The sequence below is a fragment of the Celeribacter marinus genome (assembly GCF_001308265.1).
In the GTDB taxonomy this organism is placed as follows: Bacteria; Pseudomonadota; Alphaproteobacteria; order Rhodobacterales; family Rhodobacteraceae; genus Celeribacter; species Celeribacter marinus.
In genome coordinates this window covers 2,785,459-2,801,488 of sequence record NZ_CP012023.1, presented here as the reverse complement: position 1 = coordinate 2,801,488, position 16,030 = coordinate 2,785,459, and the positions used below count along the sequence as shown (strand labels likewise).

Annotated in this window: 14 protein-coding genes; 6 read left to right on the top strand and 8 right to left on the bottom strand. The window is 56.6% G+C overall.

What is annotated here, in order from left to right:
- The first annotated feature begins 37 nt into the window (after positions 1-37).
- Positions 38-502 carry a thioredoxin TrxC gene (trxC, locus tag IMCC12053_RS13895; RefSeq protein ID WP_062220061.1) on the top strand — a complete coding sequence of 155 codons (465 nt, stop codon included), beginning with the start codon at positions 38-40 and terminating at the stop codon, positions 500-502.
- 22 nt (positions 503-524) lie between these two features.
- On the opposite strand, the gene IMCC12053_RS13890 is transcribed toward trxC, so the two are convergent.
- The gene (locus IMCC12053_RS13890; RefSeq protein WP_062220059.1) at positions 525-3,725 is read right to left on the bottom strand and encodes a translocation/assembly module TamB domain-containing protein; all 3,201 of its coding nucleotides are present in this window, start codon (positions 3,723-3,725) and stop codon (positions 525-527) included.
- A gap of 71 nt (positions 3,726-3,796) precedes the next feature.
- A complete protein-coding gene (locus tag IMCC12053_RS13885) occupies positions 3,797-5,497 on the bottom strand; it encodes an autotransporter assembly complex protein TamA (RefSeq protein ID WP_169775320.1) in 1,701 nt (566 codons plus the stop codon).
- A 236-nt stretch (positions 5,498-5,733) separates the two neighbouring features.
- Between IMCC12053_RS13885 and IMCC12053_RS13880 the strand changes: the two genes are divergently transcribed.
- Positions 5,734-6,243, top strand: coding sequence for a PhnA domain-containing protein (locus tag IMCC12053_RS13880; RefSeq protein ID WP_062220055.1), 510 nt, complete (start codon positions 5,734-5,736; stop codon positions 6,241-6,243).
- A 134-nt stretch (positions 6,244-6,377) separates the two neighbouring features.
- Here IMCC12053_RS13880 and IMCC12053_RS13875 read toward each other — a convergent pair whose 3' ends face one another.
- Positions 6,378-6,584, bottom strand: a complete 207-nt coding sequence (locus IMCC12053_RS13875; RefSeq protein ID WP_062220053.1) for a cold-shock protein — start codon at positions 6,582-6,584, stop codon at positions 6,378-6,380.
- Between the two features lie 295 nt (positions 6,585-6,879).
- Between IMCC12053_RS13875 and IMCC12053_RS13870 the strand changes: the two genes are divergently transcribed.
- Positions 6,880-7,296, top strand: coding sequence for a BrnA antitoxin family protein (locus IMCC12053_RS13870; protein WP_062220051.1), 417 nt, complete (start codon positions 6,880-6,882; stop codon positions 7,294-7,296).
- Between the two features lie 29 nt (positions 7,297-7,325).
- On the opposite strand, the gene IMCC12053_RS13865 is transcribed toward IMCC12053_RS13870, so the two are convergent.
- The 4 genes from IMCC12053_RS13865 to IMCC12053_RS13850 form a co-directional block, all read right to left on the bottom strand.
- Positions 7,326-8,000, bottom strand: coding sequence for a DarT1-associated NADAR antitoxin family protein (locus tag IMCC12053_RS13865; protein WP_062220049.1), 675 nt, complete (start codon positions 7,998-8,000; stop codon positions 7,326-7,328).
- A gap of 7 nt (positions 8,001-8,007) precedes the next feature.
- The gene (locus IMCC12053_RS13860) at positions 8,008-8,286 is read right to left on the bottom strand and encodes a hypothetical protein (protein WP_062220047.1); all 279 of its coding nucleotides are present in this window, start codon (positions 8,284-8,286) and stop codon (positions 8,008-8,010) included.
- Between the two features lie 497 nt (positions 8,287-8,783).
- On the bottom strand, positions 8,784-10,439 hold the full coding sequence (gene ettA, locus IMCC12053_RS13855; RefSeq protein WP_062220045.1) for an energy-dependent translational throttle protein EttA: 1,656 nt from the start codon (positions 10,437-10,439) through the stop codon (positions 8,784-8,786).
- Positions 10,440-10,519: 80 nt separating this feature from the next.
- On the bottom strand, positions 10,520-11,464 hold the full coding sequence (locus IMCC12053_RS13850) for a DUF7450 family protein (protein WP_062220043.1): 945 nt from the start codon (positions 11,462-11,464) through the stop codon (positions 10,520-10,522).
- Between the two features lie 100 nt (positions 11,465-11,564).
- Here IMCC12053_RS13850 and IMCC12053_RS13845 point away from each other — a divergent pair, with 100 nt between their 5' ends.
- Both IMCC12053_RS13845 and dacB read left to right on the top strand, forming a co-directional pair.
- A complete protein-coding gene (locus IMCC12053_RS13845; RefSeq protein ID WP_062220041.1) occupies positions 11,565-12,173 on the top strand; it encodes a nicotinate-nucleotide adenylyltransferase in 609 nt (202 codons plus the stop codon).
- 50 nt (positions 12,174-12,223) lie between these two features.
- Positions 12,224-13,765 carry a D-alanyl-D-alanine carboxypeptidase/D-alanyl-D-alanine endopeptidase gene (gene dacB / locus IMCC12053_RS13840; protein WP_062220039.1) on the top strand — a complete coding sequence of 514 codons (1,542 nt, stop codon included), beginning with the start codon at positions 12,224-12,226 and terminating at the stop codon, positions 13,763-13,765.
- 13 nt (positions 13,766-13,778) lie between these two features.
- On the opposite strand, the gene IMCC12053_RS13835 is transcribed toward dacB, so the two are convergent.
- Positions 13,779-14,210 (bottom strand): tellurite resistance TerB family protein, encoded by a 432-nt coding sequence (locus IMCC12053_RS13835; RefSeq protein ID WP_062220037.1) that lies wholly within the window; start codon positions 14,208-14,210, stop codon positions 13,779-13,781.
- Positions 14,211-14,325: 115 nt separating this feature from the next.
- Between IMCC12053_RS13835 and IMCC12053_RS13830 the strand changes: the two genes are divergently transcribed.
- Complete coding sequence (locus IMCC12053_RS13830; protein ID WP_062220035.1) at positions 14,326-15,969, top strand: lysine--tRNA ligase; 1,644 nt, start codon at positions 14,326-14,328, stop codon at positions 15,967-15,969.
- The last annotated feature ends 61 nt before the right edge of the window (positions 15,970-16,030 follow it).

Genomic DNA, 16,030 nt, shown 5'->3' with positions numbered 1-16,030 from the left:
CACTTATTCAAGTGAGAGAATGTGAATGGAGGTTGCTATGACTGCTGCCCTTGAAAAAGATGCTGTGAAGCTTGCGTGTACCACGTGTGGACAGATGAACCGTGTGCCTTTGGGCAAGCTAGGCTCCGGCCCAAAATGCGGCACCTGCGGTGAGCCGCTTGTATCAGGTAAGGTTGCGGAATTGGACCCTAAGGCGCTTGCGGCAATCTCCAAGAAAGACGAGCTGGCGGTGATTGTCGATTTCTGGGCACCGTGGTGTGGTCCGTGTCGTCAAATGGCCCCCGAGTTTTCAAAGGCCGCACAGGCACTCAAAGGGCGCGCACGTTTTGCGAAAATCAACACCGAGGAGCATCCAAGCGTGTCCGCCAAAAACGGTATTCGTGGCATCCCTGCGTTGATTTTGTATCAAGGCGGCAAAGAAATCGCGCGGCTTGCGGGTGCGCGCCCCGCCAAAGATATCATTGCGTTTGTCGAGCAAAGTGCAAAATTACCGCGCCCTTAGGGGGCGTGAAATCGCCTGATCCTTAGTAGTCTTTCTCAAAGAATACACCGAGACTCGTGTTGCCATCGGTCGATAGTGATCCTTTGACGGTGACATTTTTGGAGGCGTCTAGGTTCAGGTTGATTTCGGATTTTCCGGAACTGTCGATGGTCACATCGGTGTAGATTTTTTCGCTCAGGTATTTGCCGACTTTTAGCGCAGCATCACCATTTTCAGAGGTCGTCAGGTCGATATCATCAAGGCCAAAACTCTTGCGAATTGAGCCAGACAAATCTCCCCCGCCCCCCGTTAATGTGGCAACGGCAGCGGCCATTTGCGCGGCTTGAAGGGCGGAAATTTCAGTCAGGGCACGGCCAAACAACAGCTGTGACAAAATCTCTTCGTCCGGTAACTCGGGCGAGGATGTGAGGGTCAGCTCAGGCGCGGAAATACGGCCTTGGGTGATGATTTGTATGGTGAGATCATCCGTTGAGGTCGCGCCGACCAAGCGGAATGTTGGATCTATATCCCCACTGACCGCCAGCTCACCCTCATCAAGATCAATGCGTTTTCCAAGGATGGATAGGCGTCCGCGCACCAGTGTGAACTGGCCTACGGGGATGATATCTGCGGTTGTGCCGCGCAACGACAATTGACCGCCCAATTCGGCATCAAGGCCGCGCCCGCGAATATAGACCTGATTTGGGGCGCGCACGGTTAGGTTTAGGCCCACGGTTGAAGCCTTGCCACCTTGTTCGCCCGTGTTGACCACGCCCGCACGGACGCGGGTTGCCTGTACTGACGCAGCCGCCTTGATGTGTACAATTTCGGGAATCTCCCCGCCTGCGCCCAACGCGGAGGGGGCCACCTGTATCTCGGTTTCCCCCAATGTGAGTGTCCCTGCGAGTGTGGGCGTAGCGACGAGCGGACCGCGCAACGTCAATGTCCCGTTCAGGGAGGTTGAGTAGAGGTTGGGATCCTCGAGAGCAAAATTCGTCAATGTCGTGGATAGGTTTGCGGGCAGGCCCCTTGTTAGTCCAACGGTTCCAGTGACGCTAAGGCTCCCGCCCTGCTCGGGAGAGGCCAGAACATTGAGCGTTGCTTGGCTGCGCGCCAAATCAATGCGTGAGGGCGAGAGGGTTAAGATCACTCCTGCGTCTGGCAAAACAATCCGCGTGCCGTCCGTAATACTGATCTGTCCAGAGAGGGCATTCAGGGTCAATGGTCCCGAGAGCGCCAGATCAAAGGCCGCAGTGCCCTGTACCAATGCGGCGGTGGTGAATGTGTTTGCAAGTCCAAGCGGCGCGCGCCCAGTAATGGACAGGTTGGCCGTTTTGAAATCTTGGACAATGCTGCCTGCAACACGCGCTGTCGCGCCTCCAGGTCCGACCAGATCAGCGCGAGTGGTCCACGGCGTTGTCGCACCACCGTGTGTCATCGTCGCATCTATGGTCAACGGCCCAGACAGTCCGGTGTTCAGGCGCGCCACATCATCCAAAGAGATGCGCGCGGTAATGTCGCCCGCTTGCGCGGCAACGGTGCCAGAGGCGCGTGCACTTACGGCGGGTGTATCGAGTTCAGCACCCTCTAACGTAAGGCCTGTTTCGTCGCGTTTGGCCGTCAATTCAAACCGGCTGGTGCCGCCCAAAAGAGCATCAGCTTGGGGCACGCCAACGGCGAGATCATATCCTGTCCCTTCGACAAAGACGTCAAACGCCCCTGCCAGAGGAACAATACGACCCGATGCGGACACTTCGGTGGCACCGCTCAACGCAAGGCCCGACAGTGCCGCGAACCGTGCCAGTCGTGGGGTGTCTAGGACAAGACCGCCGTTGTATTCAAACCCGCTTTCAAATCCGCCCACACTGCCCGAGGCGTAAAATTCGGTCGCGCCAGTGGTGATGTCGAGGCGATCAATTATGAGCGGATCGCCCTCTTGCCACGCAAGTGTTGCCGCCCCGCTTAGGCTATCACCAATAGCCTCTTGGAGCGCGCCGTTGTCGGTCTGAAATCCTGTGACGGCAACCGCGACGTCTGCGGCAATGGCGCGCAAAAAGGTCGATACATCGGCTTGTGGTGTGCGTTCGATCGTCCCATTGCCGTCAACCTCGACGCGAGAAATTCTGAGTTGATCGCGTGCAAACCCGTCAAGAGTGGCACGTGCTGACCATGCATCGCCGGCGCGGGAATCATAGCTTGCGACGATTTGGGCCTTGTCCACAAAGGTGCGTGTGCCCGTGAGGGGTAAAAGCGTGGCGCGTCCCGTAGGCGTGGCCAAGGTGCCAGACAGCGCAAAGGCGGAGGGTAGCCCGTCAGAGGCCACGTTGAGTGCGCCAGAAAGGGAGAGTGCTTGTGTCGACAATCCAAACTGTTCGAGATCAAATTGCCCGTCCGGATATGAAATCCCGCGCGCCTCTAGGCGGCTTGATGACCCAAAAAACTCGGAATAGTCAGACGCGAAAAGGGGGGTGAGATCACCCGATAAATCGGCCACAAACCGGCGTGCTGACGGTGCCCCCTCGTCTTGGGATGGTTCGGCCTTGAGGGCGATGGACCCGTTGAGGCGCTCTTGGCCCTGTGTGGCCAGTGTGATGTCCGTGACAAATGCGTCGAGGGGGCCGGAGCCTACGGCGGTCAATGCGATGTCGGGTGCGCCGGGTAAATTGGACAGGGTGGCGATGAGCCCGCCTTTGCCTTCGGTGAGGGCCAGATTGAGATCAAGCTGTTCGGTCGCGTTTGTATAGGACACATCGACATTGAATGCGCCCGCTGGTCCGTTCAGGCGCGCGATGTCCAAGGTGGCCATCCCTGAGCCATCGGCCAATTGCATCGTCCCCGAGACGGATAGATCAACGTGCGTGCCAATGCGCAACACAGGTGCTCCCAATGACACGCGTTCGGCCTCTATTGCATCAATCGAGATTGAGACGGGCAACTCGGGCAACGAAAAGGGCGTAGCCTCGGGAGAGGGTGCTTTTGGATCTGTGCTTGGCAAGCGGGCAATGATGATTTCGCCGGCGGATATCCGGTTGATATCGACGCGCCCGCGCAGCAACGCCGCACGGTCCCAATCCAGCACGGCATCGCGCAGCGTGAACCAAATTCCATCGTCGTCTGCGATCGTCAATTCATCAAGTTTTGCTTGCGATGACAATGCACCACGAAACCCCTCAATGCGAATGTCGCGACCCGCACCTGATAGGTTGTCTTCCAAAAAACCTTGGATCAGTGAACGGTCCCGCATTACGGCATCGTCGTCTTGGGCTATGGCCGTAAGCGGAAGGGCGGCGCAGGCGCATATGAGGATGAAACGGGTCAAAACGCTTGGCCGATCCCAACGTAAAGTTGAATGCCTTCGCCCGTATCGCCAGAAACAGGGGCGGCGACATCGACGCGAATTGGACCAAATCCGGTGTTATATCGAAACCCCAATCCGGCCCCTGCATGCCAGTCAGCGTTTGATGCAGGTAGAGCATCCGCGCCAATTGCGCCAAGGTCGTAAAACCCGACCAAGCCTATTTTGTTCGTGATCTTCGCGCGCAGCTCGCCAGAGAGGCCGAGGAAACTTGTCCCGCCTGTGGTGTCTGTACCGACAGGTACGCCAAGTGCGTGATAGGGTTGCCCGCGAACGGTGCCGCCGCCGCCCGAAAAGAACAACAAGTCTGGCGGGGTTTGCGCCAACTGCGCCCCGATGACCGACCCGATTTGAGCGCGTGCTGCTAAGGTGACACCGTCCGTCTCGCCAAAGGTGAAATAGGTGCGCCCATCCGCGACGATATGGGTGCCTGACGCGGAGCCGTTGACACCAAAGAACGGCATGATTTCAGCGTTTAAATACGTCCCGCCTTTGGGGTCGAGACGATTGTCGCGTGTGTCGCGCGCGCCATTGAGTGGCACAATGATGTGATTGAATTTCCGCGATCCCAAGGCGTCCGTCACATCGGAATACCGATATCCGAGTGAGGCCGACACCTCCGAGCTTCGCGATGCTTCAACGTCGACGCCAAACGTAAATTCGCCTGTGTCCGAGCGATAATCAGGCTCGTCCAAACGTGCGACAGAGGCATTCAAGAGTGCGGTGTATTTCGGGTTGAACGTTGCGGGACGACGATAGGATGCGCCTAAGCTGTAATCGATGCCCGTGCTTCCCCCCAAACCCGCGATCTCGGCGTCAATGCGTAGGCGGTCCGCGTCATGGGTGAGGTTACGATCGATCCAGTAGCTCGACAGTGTTGCTCCCTCAAGGGATGAAATCTCCGCTCCGTAGCCGATGCGGTTATCCTTTTCGTCAACAACTGTGGCTGTGATGTCGAGGCTGTTATCGGCGTTTAGCTCATCAGCCTCTCGCAATGTGACAGAGCGAAAGGTGCCTGTGCGTTGGAGGCGGCGGGCGGCCAGATCGACATACTCAGGTGTGAATGCCGTACCTTCGGGAAGGCCTGCGATTTTGCGGATACGCCGTGCGGGAACGGCGCTATCGCCCTCAACCTCAAGTGTGCCGAATGTGGCGGCGGGACCGGGGTCAACGCTCAGCGCAACATCCAGTTCGCTCTTCGGATGGTTTGCGACAATCGACTGACTTTTGAGAGCGGCCTTGGCATGGGACGCCTCACGCCATGCGTCTATGGCCGCGTCCTTTGCCGCGCCGACCAAAGGGGCGAGGGCGGGTGAGCCGCGCGAAAACGCGGGGGGGAGGAGCGTGCCCGCAGCAAGGGGAGTGACCTGCGCATCTCCGAATGAAAAACGCGGCCCTGACGTGACAGAAACCACAACGGTTTCGACCTTTGGCGGTAGTGAAATCAATGAAAGTGACGCCCCTTCGCGCCCGTCGACCTGTATCGAAATGGTGGGGCCGTAATACCCCGCGCGGTACAATGCGCCGAGGATATTGCGATAGTCCGCTTGGACAGCCGCAATGATTTCATCCGTGGCGGTGACAGACTCTGCGCTTGCGGTTGCGATGGCTGACGCGCTGCGCACAGTGGAGGCGAGCGTGTCATCGGCATCAATGCGCAAATCAAACGCATTGGCCGCATGTGCGCATGTGAGGCAAACACAAGATAACAAAATGGATTTTACGATATTCAAGGTTTTCCCACTTCTGCGCCCAAGAGGTGGGTGCGTTTCAATTATGATGAGTTTTGATATGGGATTCCAGTGCGGTAGAGCGTGATTTGATCGGGAATGGCGGTTTGTCGCTTGCCCGCGTATGTCGCGAGTCTTACGGTCCGCGCAAACAGTGGGAGAGTATGATGTCCGAATGTGAAATTTGTGGAGCAACAGGCGATGTGTCCAGTGTCGCTGTGGTCCCAAAAACCGATACCGTTGAGCTGTGCGAGACTTGTGCTGGCGGCCTAAAAGGCGAGGCGGTGCCTGATGGCCATTGGCAGGTGTTGGCCACGTCCATGTGGTCCGAAAGGGATGCGGTTAAGGTGGTGTCTTGGCGGTTGTTGACGCGGCACAGCGATGAGGGTTGGGCGTCTGATGCGCTTGATATGTTGTACCTTGAACCAGAGGTCGAAGAGTGGGCCAAGGCGGCGGGGCCGGACATCATCCACCGCGATAGCAACGGCGCGGTGTTGTCGTCGGGCGACACGGTTGTGTTGGTCAAAGACCTGCCCGTCAAGGGCGGCGGGTTTACGGCGAAACGTGGCACGGCCGTTCGCGGCATCTCGTTGGTGTCTGACAATGCGGGCCACATCGAGGGGCGCGTTGAGGGCCAGCGGATCGTGATCCTCACTGAATTCGTCAAGAAGAAATAGTAGGGTCTGGCGTGCCTGCGGGCGCGCCGCATCCCCAAAACCATCCCGTCCGCACATAGAAAAACGCCCGCGAGACCAAATCCCGCGGGCGTTTCTAATTCTTTGAAAACGTTGAGCTTTGACGCTCTAAACGCTTATGCGAGTGAGAGGTTCACTGCGGATTCGCGACCGTCACGGCCAGCTTCGATGTCGAAAGTAACTTTCGCGCCATCAGCAAGACCTGTGAGGCCAGAGCGCTCAACAGCAGAGATGTGAACGAACACGTCTTTGTTGCCGCCTTCTGGCTCGATGAAGCCGAAACCTTTAGTAGAGTTGAACCATTTCACGGTGCCATTAGCCATCGTGTGTCTCCTAGATTGTGTGCCGCTCACGTGATTGTAGCGGCTTGGCTTAGTCAGTGGTCGATCGATGACTGTAGCCTTTGAAGGAGAACAGAAGGGTCGATAGAGATAACGTAGCAACGTCCATATGACAGGATTCTCGACGTTTGCATAGTGAAATCGCGCGGCATGCGTGTTGGGGCGATTTTTTGCTCAAATACGGGTCGGCGTCCCGTCTGCGTCTCGTCGGCCTTTCGTCGGACCCTGCGCACGCCCCAGTTAGCACGTTTTAACATTGCTGCGCCATGATGGGTGCATGGCTCGATTTGGATACACCCCCCCGCTTAGTCGTTTCGACCCGAAACTGACAAAAACCAAACGCATCGCTCTTGAGCGATTGCAAAAACACGCCGCACGTCTGGGCGAGATGGACCCGCTGGATTGGGACGTGGCCCAGATCGTGCCACAGGCATGGAGCACCCTTGAACAAGATATCGACCTTGTGGAGGCCAAGGTGAAAATAACACTGCGCCTTGATGAGAGCATCGCAAAATTTTTCCGCGCACAAGGAGAGGGATACCAAGCCCGCATCAACCATATTTTGGGCACCTACGCGCAAATGCAAATCTTTGGGGTCAACCTCACCGCCCGCAAATACGCGGCGTATAATGCGGCCTTGGCGCGCGGCGGAACGGACGATGACGCAATGGAGGCGTGGCGATTGGCGAAGTGATTGGGGATGTTCGGATATCTGCATTCGCGTCAGTCGCGGGGGATGTAGTCGTCGTGTCGTTGTGAGTACCGCAAAAGCTCTGCAAATCTTTCGAAATTGTGCACGATGTCGGTGACGCTATCTCGCATCGATAGCGCGTGGAATTCCGCGACTGCACGCGCCTGACAGTTAAGGCTTTTATGGGGCGTAAATTCAATATCCGAGTAGGCCGCGAAGTTGAGATTGCGTTTGATCCACTCTTCGTGTGGGGAAATGGCGCGAATGTAGAGCCAATCATAAAATGCATTCTTAGGTTCGGACGCGTAATCACGTCCTTCGAAATTGAAGCCGATTATTTCGCCTTGACCCAACTCACGAACCGCTTTTTTTGCTTGGAATGGGTCCAAGTCCATCAACAATCCGTGCTGACCAGATCGGGCAAAAACTTTACAGCTCTGATATACGCTCTCGAGTGATTTCATGACGCCATGCACCTCAATTTTGAGATTGAATGCGGAGAGGCGTTTACCGACTTCCTGCATAGACTTTGTTGAAATCTCAAGGACCGGCGAAATACCCATTTCCTTTGCTTTTTGATGTAGTGCAAGAATGTTTTTCTGTTTTTGAAGTGCGGCAAAGCCTCCGTGCCAATGGATGTCGACCTCGACGGTTTCCACGAGTGGGCCAGTGCCGCTTTTGGGGATGAAGATTGGTCGGATTGCCATTGCTAACTCACTTCGGTGGAAGCGTTGTTTTCAAAAACTGTAACGGAACAATTTTAGGTACAAGAATTTCGATCTTTTCGCACGCGGTCATTCTTGTTTTGAAGTCGGGCGCATTTTCTACAAATGAATAAACCAATTCCAAATCAGCTCCCGCCAAGCCGTCCGCGAGGCTAGTTTTTGAAATTCGCGGGCTGTTTGCTACTCCGAGTGCAATCCGAACATTCGGTAGGAATAGGACCCGAGGGTCAATGGCGATATAGACTTGATTAGGTTGCGAGCCTTCCATTCTTTTTTCCAAGCCATCGGGTGGCTGCGAGTGAGGCACAAACTTACGTCATCATAGATGCCACATAATTCGTCTAAGTTTCTGCTTTGCGGATTTCCCCCGGGTTTTGTAGCCGAAAACCGTCCCCTACTTTCGACTTGCCCTTGCTTAGATAGCAATCCGCCTGCCATTTTAATGCTAGAAATGTTTGATTTATCTGTAAAGTGATAGACGAAGCTATTTACTTTACTATTAATAATTGTTTTTACGAGATCTTCAATTGTCATCGACCCACCATTTAAAAAACACTGCACCACTCTGTTATTGATTGATGCATTTTCAATTGTGACAAAAAATCTTTTATACTTCAAGCGCTTCGGTTGCTCCGCCCCGCCCATGCTCCACGGGGTGCGAACGCGGGTTTGCTTTGCAAGCCCCGCTGCCTCGCACTCATGACAAAAGCGCCCGAGGGCGCTTTTGCATGTGGTTCCCTCAGCGATTGAAGGAAATTCCCCCGCTTAGCGGGAGAATTTCTTGTACTTCAAGCGCTTCGGTTCAAGTGCATCCGGTCCCAGACGCCGTTTCTTGTCTTCTTCGTAGTCCTCAAAGTTGCCTTCGAACCATTCGACGTGGGCATCGCCCTCGAAGGCGAGGATGTGGGTGCAGATGCGGTCGAGGAAGAAGCGGTCGTGGGAGATGACTACGGCGCAACCGGCGAAGTCCGTTAGTGCGTCCTCCAAGGCGCGCAGGGTTTCGACGTCGAGGTCGTTGGTCGGCTCATCGAGCAAGAGGACGTTGCCGCCAGAGCGCAACAGGCGGGCCATGTGGACGCGGTTGCGTTCGCCGCCTGACAGGATGCCAACTTTCTTTTGTTGATCGCCACCTTTGAAGTTGAAGGTGGAGCAATAGGCGCGGCCGTTGACCTCTGCATCGCCCAGTTTGATGATGTCTTGGCCGTCCGAAATGGCCTCGAACACATTGGCGTTGGGGTCGAGGTCGTCGCGGGACTGATCGACGTAAGACAGTTTGACGGTATCGCCGTACTCAATGGTGCCCGCGTCCGGTTGTTCCTCGCCCGTAAACATCTTGAACAGGGTCGATTTACCCGCGCCGTTGGGGCCGATCACGCCGACGATGCCACCGGGGGGCAGGGAAAACTCGAGGTCTTCGATCAGGAGCTTGTCGCCCATGGCTTTTTTCAAGCCTTTGACTTCGATCACTTTATTGCCGAGGCGCGGACCGTTGGGGATGACGATCTGGGCGCGGCCGACTTTCTCGCGCTCGGACTGTCCGGCCAATTCGTTATAGGCGTTGATGCGGGCCTTTTGTTTGGCTTGGCGGGCTTTGGCGCCCTGACGGATCCATTCGAGTTCGCGCTCGAGGGTCTTTTGCTTGGACTTGTCCTCGCGGGATTCTTGCGACAGGCGTTTGGCTTTTTGCTCTAGCCACGCGGTGTAGTTGCCCTCATAGGGGATGCCCGCGCCGCGGTCGAGTTCGAGAATCCAACCGGTGATATCGTCGAGGAAATAGCGGTCGTGGGTGACGATCAGGATGGTGCCTTTGTACTCGATCAGGTGCTGTTGCAGCCATGCGATGGTTTCGGCGTCGAGGTGGTTGGTCGGCTCATCGAGGAGCAACATGTCGGGGGCTTCGAGCAGCAGTTTGCACAGGGCCACGCGGCGTTTCTCACCGCCCGACAGGGACGTGACATCGGCGTCATCGGCGGGACAGCGCAGCGCCTCCATCGACACGTCGATCTGGCTATCGAGATCCCATAGGTTTTCGGCGTCGATCTGATCTTGGAGCGCGGCCATCTCGTCGGCGGTCTCGTCGGAATAGTTCATCGCCAATTCGTTGTAGCGGTCAAGGATGGCTTTCTTTTCGGCCACGCCAAGCATGACGTTGCCGCGCACATCGAGGGAGGGGTCGAGTTCGGGTTCTTGCGGCAGGTAGCCGACCTTTGCGCCCTCGGCGGCCCATGCCTCGCCTTGGAAATCCTTGTCCTGACCGGCCATGATCCGCATCAGCGTGGATTTACCCGTGCCGTTGACACCGACCACACCGATTTTCACACCGGGAAGGAAGTTGAGGCGGATGTTTTCAAACACCTTCTTGCCGCCCGGATAGGCTTTGGTGACGCCGTCCATGAAGTAGACGAATTTATTGGCTGCCATGAGAATGCGCTCCGTTGGAGGAAATGTGGGTTTGGGGGGTGGTTTAACCTGTGGGGCGCGTCAGGGAAAGGGTGGGAGCGCTACATTTCCTCTTTGGATGAGGGAACGCAAAACATCTCGCGGTCTTGATCGAAGGCGTAGATGCTCGTCCCAATTTGGTTTTCGATCTCGACGGCGGGTGGATAGACGGGAGATTGTTTGATGATCTCGTAGCAAACAAGGTGCCGTTCTTTGTTTTCAATACCAAATTCGGCGCCGTTGTGGCGTTTCCTAGAGGGGTTGCAGTGGAGCACAGGGTCGCCAATTACAATGGTGCCTTCGCCGAATTGATCCTCGATTTTCAATTCAACCTTTTCACTTGGCTCTTGGAGTTTAATCGGCTTGTAGCAAGAAAAGTGATCTTCGTCGAACGGGGTCGGGGGGGTATCGGTGACGAGCGCGGCGCACGGAATGACAAAGCTGAGAATCTCATCGTTGCCAAACAGTGGGAAGGGGCGATCCCAAATCCACGTCAAGTTGGACGGAGGGTTTGAAAATGAGAGCGGCACCCACGGAGACGAAGGGTTTGGCGGCACGAGAATAGGCAGGACGGAGATCGCTGGGTTTGTTGATGCGGCGATCCATGTCTCAAAGTCACTGGTCGCCAGTGTTGCAAAGCCGCTTGCCGATTGCCCTGTCTCATGGAGGGTTATGATCGAGCTTCCCGTTGCAACGGTACCTGCGTTTCCTGTTAGGTATCCGATCAGGCCGCCCGCGCGATTGACCATGGATTGCGGGTTGTCCCATGCCAAAATCTGTACAGAGCATGTTCCCAGACGCGCCGTATCAATGTCGAAACTGATGTCTTCGACAGATGTCCAGCCCCCTAGTGCCTGCACAACCGTGCTGGTTTGGCCGCTGCCGTAGCTTAGGTTAATCATGAAGTGATTGTCGGCGGTCAATTCGCCCGTCACCGTTTCACCGTGGGCACTCAATGGACCCAAAACGAGAGCAAGGGCGATACCTACAAATTTACTAAAATACATTTCAAATCCTCATTAACCACCTGAGAACCCTAAGAGCGCGCCGGTTGTAGATCAACCTCCCCGTTGACTCCCCTGTGATCCAGCGCCAAACCCTCAGTCTATGAACCGCTACCAAATCCCACAGGCCCGCCGTGGTCAGGTTATCGGCCTTCTTGGCGGATCGTTTGATCCGGCCCATGAGGGGCATGTCCATATTACGCGCGCAGCACTCAAGCGGTTTGGATTGGATGCGGTGTGGTGGCTTGTGACGCCTGCGAACCCGTTGAAGGACCGTGGACCCGCCCCGATGGATATGCGCCTAAAGCGCGCGCGTGATGTGATGGATCATCCCCGTGTCACGGTGACGGATATCGAAACATATACGGGAACGCGGTACACGGCGGCCACGTTGGATGCGTTACGCGCGCTTTATCCCGATGTGACGTTCGTGTGGCTGATGGGGGCGGATAATCTCGCGCAGTTTCACCACTGGCAGGATTGGCGCGGCATTATGGCGACAACACCCGTCGGGGTCATTGCACGTCCCGGTGCACGGGGGGCCGCACGCAATTCGGTGGCTGCACAGACCTATGCACATGCCAAATTACCAGCGCGGGCCTCGCGGCTTTTGGGGCGTCACGGTGTGCCATCGTGGTGCTTTATCAATGTCGCGATGAGTGATGCCTCCTCAACACGTATTCGCGATGCGGGCGAGTGGCCGCGCGCGTGACACACTAAAGGGTCTTGTCCTTTGTATGGCGGCTCGGTTAACTCGCGCTCATGTCCGAGTCACGATCGAAATTGGTAAGCCGCCGTGCGGCCTTGGGGTTGCTTTTGGGCGGCGTTGCAGGCGCAGCGTTGGGACAAGACAGCGCGGCTGTGTCGTTCTCCTCGCCATTTCCCCGTCCGCGTCCTGCGGGCTTTCACAAACGGGCGATCGCCAGTTCCGAGGCGTTGATTGCGGCGTCAGGTCTTTCCGGGCAAGTCTCGTTCGCTTTGGCGGATGCCGCTACGGGTGAGATGTTGGAGGCGCGCCACCCCGTTTTGCGCCTGCCTCCTGCGTCCGTTGCAAAGGCCGTGACATCGATTTATGCGCTCGAAACGCTTGGCGCGGGGTTCACGTTTGAGACGCGGGTCTATGCGACAGGGCCGGTGGACGCGGGCAAGATTCAGGGCGATCTCATTCTGGTGGGCGGCGGCGATCCGACATTGGACACGGATATGCTCGCGGGCTTGGCCGCAAACGTGAGAGCGGCGGGGATCACGGGTGTTACGGGGCGGTTCCTGATCTGGGATGGTGCATTGCCACGGATTGAGCAGATCGACGACCAACAAACGGAGTATGCGGGCTATAATCCAACGATCACGGGCCTGAACGTGAACTACAACCGCGTGCATTTTGAATGGAAACGCTCGGGGGCGGATTACACGGTCAAAATGGATGCCCGCGCCGAGCGCTATGCGCCTGATGTGCGCATTGCATCCATGCGTATTGCGCCGCGCGACTTGCCTGTGTTCGATTGGGACGCGGGGCAGGGACGCGATGAATGGAGCGTGGCGCGGTCGGCGCTTGGCAATGGTGGGGCGCGGTGGTTGCCCGTGCGTTTGCCTGCGCTCTATGCGGGTGAAGTGTTTCAGGCGGTGGCGCGCCAAAACGGGATTGCGTTGCCCAAGGCCGAACGGGCAGAGGGCAAGCCTACGGGAAATCAAATTGCCACACATAAAAGCCCGCCTTTGGCGCAAATGGTCAAAGAGATGTTGTTATACTCGACCAACCTGACGGCAGAGGTTTTGGGGTTATCGGCGACATTGGCGCGGGTGGGGGCGGGAGTGGGTGCGCGAGGGGCTGAGGCCGTTACGCTCAAATCCTCGGCTGCGGCGATGAATGCATGGGCCGAGGCGCGGCTTGGCATGCGGCATTTGTCATTTGTCGATCACTCGGGGTTGGGCGGGGAGAGCCATGTGTCGACCTCCGATATGGTGCGGTTGTTTGCGGCGCGCGGCATAGAGCCACTGATCGGCCCGCTGTTGAAATCCATCGCGATGCCCGATGCCACGGGCAAAAAGGTTGATCCGGATCACCCCGTGCGTGTGATTGCCAAGACAGGTACGCTTGATTTCGTGTCGACCTTGGCGGGATATGTGACGGGACCGGATGGGCGGCGTATGGCGTTTGCGATTTTTGCGGCGGATTTACCCGCACGTGCGCGCGCCAAGGCGGCGGGTGACGAAGTGCCGCGCGGGGCCAAGACATTCAATTCGTCGGCCAAAAAGCTACAAAAGCAACTCTTGGACCGATGGGGCATGATCTACGCGAGTTGAGCGGCGGCCCGCGTTATTCGTTTGGCAAGGTCGCATAGCGGGCGCGCGCGCCACGTTCGATAGCGGCCGCGTGCAACCGGTCAATCGCCAATTCATAGCGAATTTCGGCTAGCATTTGCAATTCTGCCTCATAGGTATGACCGTCCGCGGCGGCGACATCACAGGCCAGAGCATAGGCGGTTTCAAAGAGCGGCTCGGGTAGGTTTTCACGGATCAGACCGAAGAGTGCGTCCAAACCGTCCTCTTCGCCAAACAGGTCAAAGACCACGGACGATACGGTTTTGATGCGGTCGGGATCGAAGTTGGCAAACACGGGCATGTGGTTGACGATGGTTTCAATTGTCACGAGTTCCGAGGTGCGCATGTTCTCGTCCGACAGGGACACGGCGATCATGGTGGCCACCAAACAGTCTTGGGGCGTGAGGGAATGCGGGAGATCAGCCATAATTTTGGTCCTTTGTAGGTCGATTGCCGTTAGACATTATTGACGAGTGCGGGTTGGAGCAATAGGAACCGACCCTTGCGGGGGTGTCTCGCGAAAGAAACAAGGATTGCTTGATATGTCTGACCTGCGTGACGCTGGTATGAACTCGAAAGCGTGGCCCTTTGAAGAGGCCCGTAAAGTTCTCAAACGGTATGAGCAATCCAAGGATAAAAAGGGCTATGTGCTATTTGAGACGGGGTATGGCCCATCGGGCTTGCCGCACTTGGGGACATTTGGCGAAGTGTTGCGCACGACGATGATCCGCCGCGCGTTCGAAGTGCTGTCGGATGTGCCAACGCGTCTTATCTGTTTCTCCGATGACATGGACGGGATGCGCAAAGTGCCATCGAACGTCCCGAACCAAGAGATGTTGGCCGAGCACGCGCAAAAGCCGCTGACATCTGTGCCCGATCCGTTTGGGACGCATGCGAGTTTTGGCGATCATAACAACGATATGCTCAAACGGTTCCTCGACACGTTCGGGTTCGACTACGAGTTTTATTCCGCGACCGAGTATTACAAATCGGGCAAGTTCGATGAGGTGCTCAAACGCGCAGTCGACAAATACGATGACGTGATGAAGGTGATGTTGAAGTCCTTGCGCGACGAGCGCGCGGCGACCTATTCGATTTTCCTGCCGATCCATCCCGAGACGGGCCGCGTGTTGTATGTGCCGATGAAGTCGGTGAACCGCGACGATTACACCATCACGTTCGACGACGAAGATGGCCGCGAATGGACCTTGCCCGTGACGGGCGGCAATGTGAAATTGCAGTGGAAGCCTGATTTTGGCGCGCGCTGGGCGGCGCTGGGTGTGGATTTCGAGATGTTCGGTAAAGACCACTCGACCAACGCGCCGATCTATGGCCGCATCTGCGATATCTTGGGCGGTCAGCGTCCCGAGAATTACACTTATGAGCTCTTCCTCGATAGCGCGGGTGAGAAGATTTCAAAGACCAAGGGCAATGGATTGTCGATCGACGAGTGGCTGTCTTATGCCTCGACCGAGAGCCTGAGCTATTTCATGTTCCAAAAGCCAAAGACCGCGAAACGGATGCATTTCGATGTGATCCCGCGCGCGATGGACGAGTATCATCAGCAATTGCGCGCCTATCCGACACAAGACGTGGCGCAGCAAGTGGCCAACCCCGTCTACCACATCCACGGCGCGGACGTGCCGGTGTCCGATATGGTCGTGCCGTTCTCGATGTTGCTCAATCTGGCGTCTGTCGCAGGGGCAGAAGAGAAAGATCAGCTTTGGGGCTATATCCGCTCTTACGCGCCTGATGCCTCGCCCGAGGCCAACCCGCAACTGGATGCGGCGGCGGGCTATGCGGTGCGCTATTACAACGATTTTGTGAAACCCGAAAAGACGTTTCGTGCACCGACGGATGCGGAGCGCGCCGCGATGGTTGATCTGGCTGCGGCCCTTAAATCCCCTGAGGCGGCTTTGGCCGAGATTGCCAAAAAGAACGCTGCGGTTGGCTCACAGGACGCTTTGCCCGAGGTGAATTTTGCCGATGGTGATTTTTTGCAAACGATTGTGTTCGCGGTGGGAACGAACCACGAATTTTCCAATTTGCGCGAGTGGTTCAAGGCGCTCTATGAGGTGCTTTTGGGGCAATCACAAGGCCCACGGTTCGGCTCGTTCATGGCGCTTTACGGCGTTGAGGACAGTATTGCGCTGATCGAAAAAGGTCTGGCGGGCGAGTTGTCTTAACGCCTATGGGCACGTCGAATACGGTGTAAGTTTGATCCAACCCTTCGTGGCGCTACGTAAA

Coding starts and splice junctions, on each gene's coding strand:
- trxC (WP_062220061.1), top strand. CDS start 38: ATGACTGCTGCCCTTGAAAAAGATGCTGTGAAGCTTGCGTGTACCACG.
- IMCC12053_RS13890 (WP_062220059.1), bottom strand. CDS start 3,725: ATGCGGGACCGTTCACTGATCCAAGGTTTTTTGGAAGACAACCTATCA.
- IMCC12053_RS13880 (WP_062220055.1), top strand. CDS start 5,734: ATGTCCGAATGTGAAATTTGTGGAGCAACAGGCGATGTGTCCAGTGTC.
- IMCC12053_RS13875 (WP_062220053.1), bottom strand. CDS start 6,584: ATGGCTAATGGCACCGTGAAATGGTTCAACTCTACTAAAGGTTTCGGC.
- IMCC12053_RS13870 (WP_062220051.1), top strand. CDS start 6,880: ATGGCTCGATTTGGATACACCCCCCCGCTTAGTCGTTTCGACCCGAAA.
- IMCC12053_RS13865 (WP_062220049.1), bottom strand. CDS start 8,000: ATGGCAATCCGACCAATCTTCATCCCCAAAAGCGGCACTGGCCCACTC.
- IMCC12053_RS13860 (WP_062220047.1), bottom strand. CDS start 8,286: ATGGAAGGCTCGCAACCTAATCAAGTCTATATCGCCATTGACCCTCGG.
- ettA (WP_062220045.1), bottom strand. CDS start 10,439: ATGGCAGCCAATAAATTCGTCTACTTCATGGACGGCGTCACCAAAGCC.
- IMCC12053_RS13850 (WP_062220043.1), bottom strand. CDS start 11,464: ATGTATTTTAGTAAATTTGTAGGTATCGCCCTTGCTCTCGTTTTGGGT.
- IMCC12053_RS13845 (WP_062220041.1), top strand. CDS start 11,565: ATGAACCGCTACCAAATCCCACAGGCCCGCCGTGGTCAGGTTATCGGC.
- dacB (WP_062220039.1), top strand. CDS start 12,224: ATGTCCGAGTCACGATCGAAATTGGTAAGCCGCCGTGCGGCCTTGGGG.
- IMCC12053_RS13835 (WP_062220037.1), bottom strand. CDS start 14,210: ATGGCTGATCTCCCGCATTCCCTCACGCCCCAAGACTGTTTGGTGGCC.
- IMCC12053_RS13830 (WP_062220035.1), top strand. CDS start 14,326: ATGTCTGACCTGCGTGACGCTGGTATGAACTCGAAAGCGTGGCCCTTT.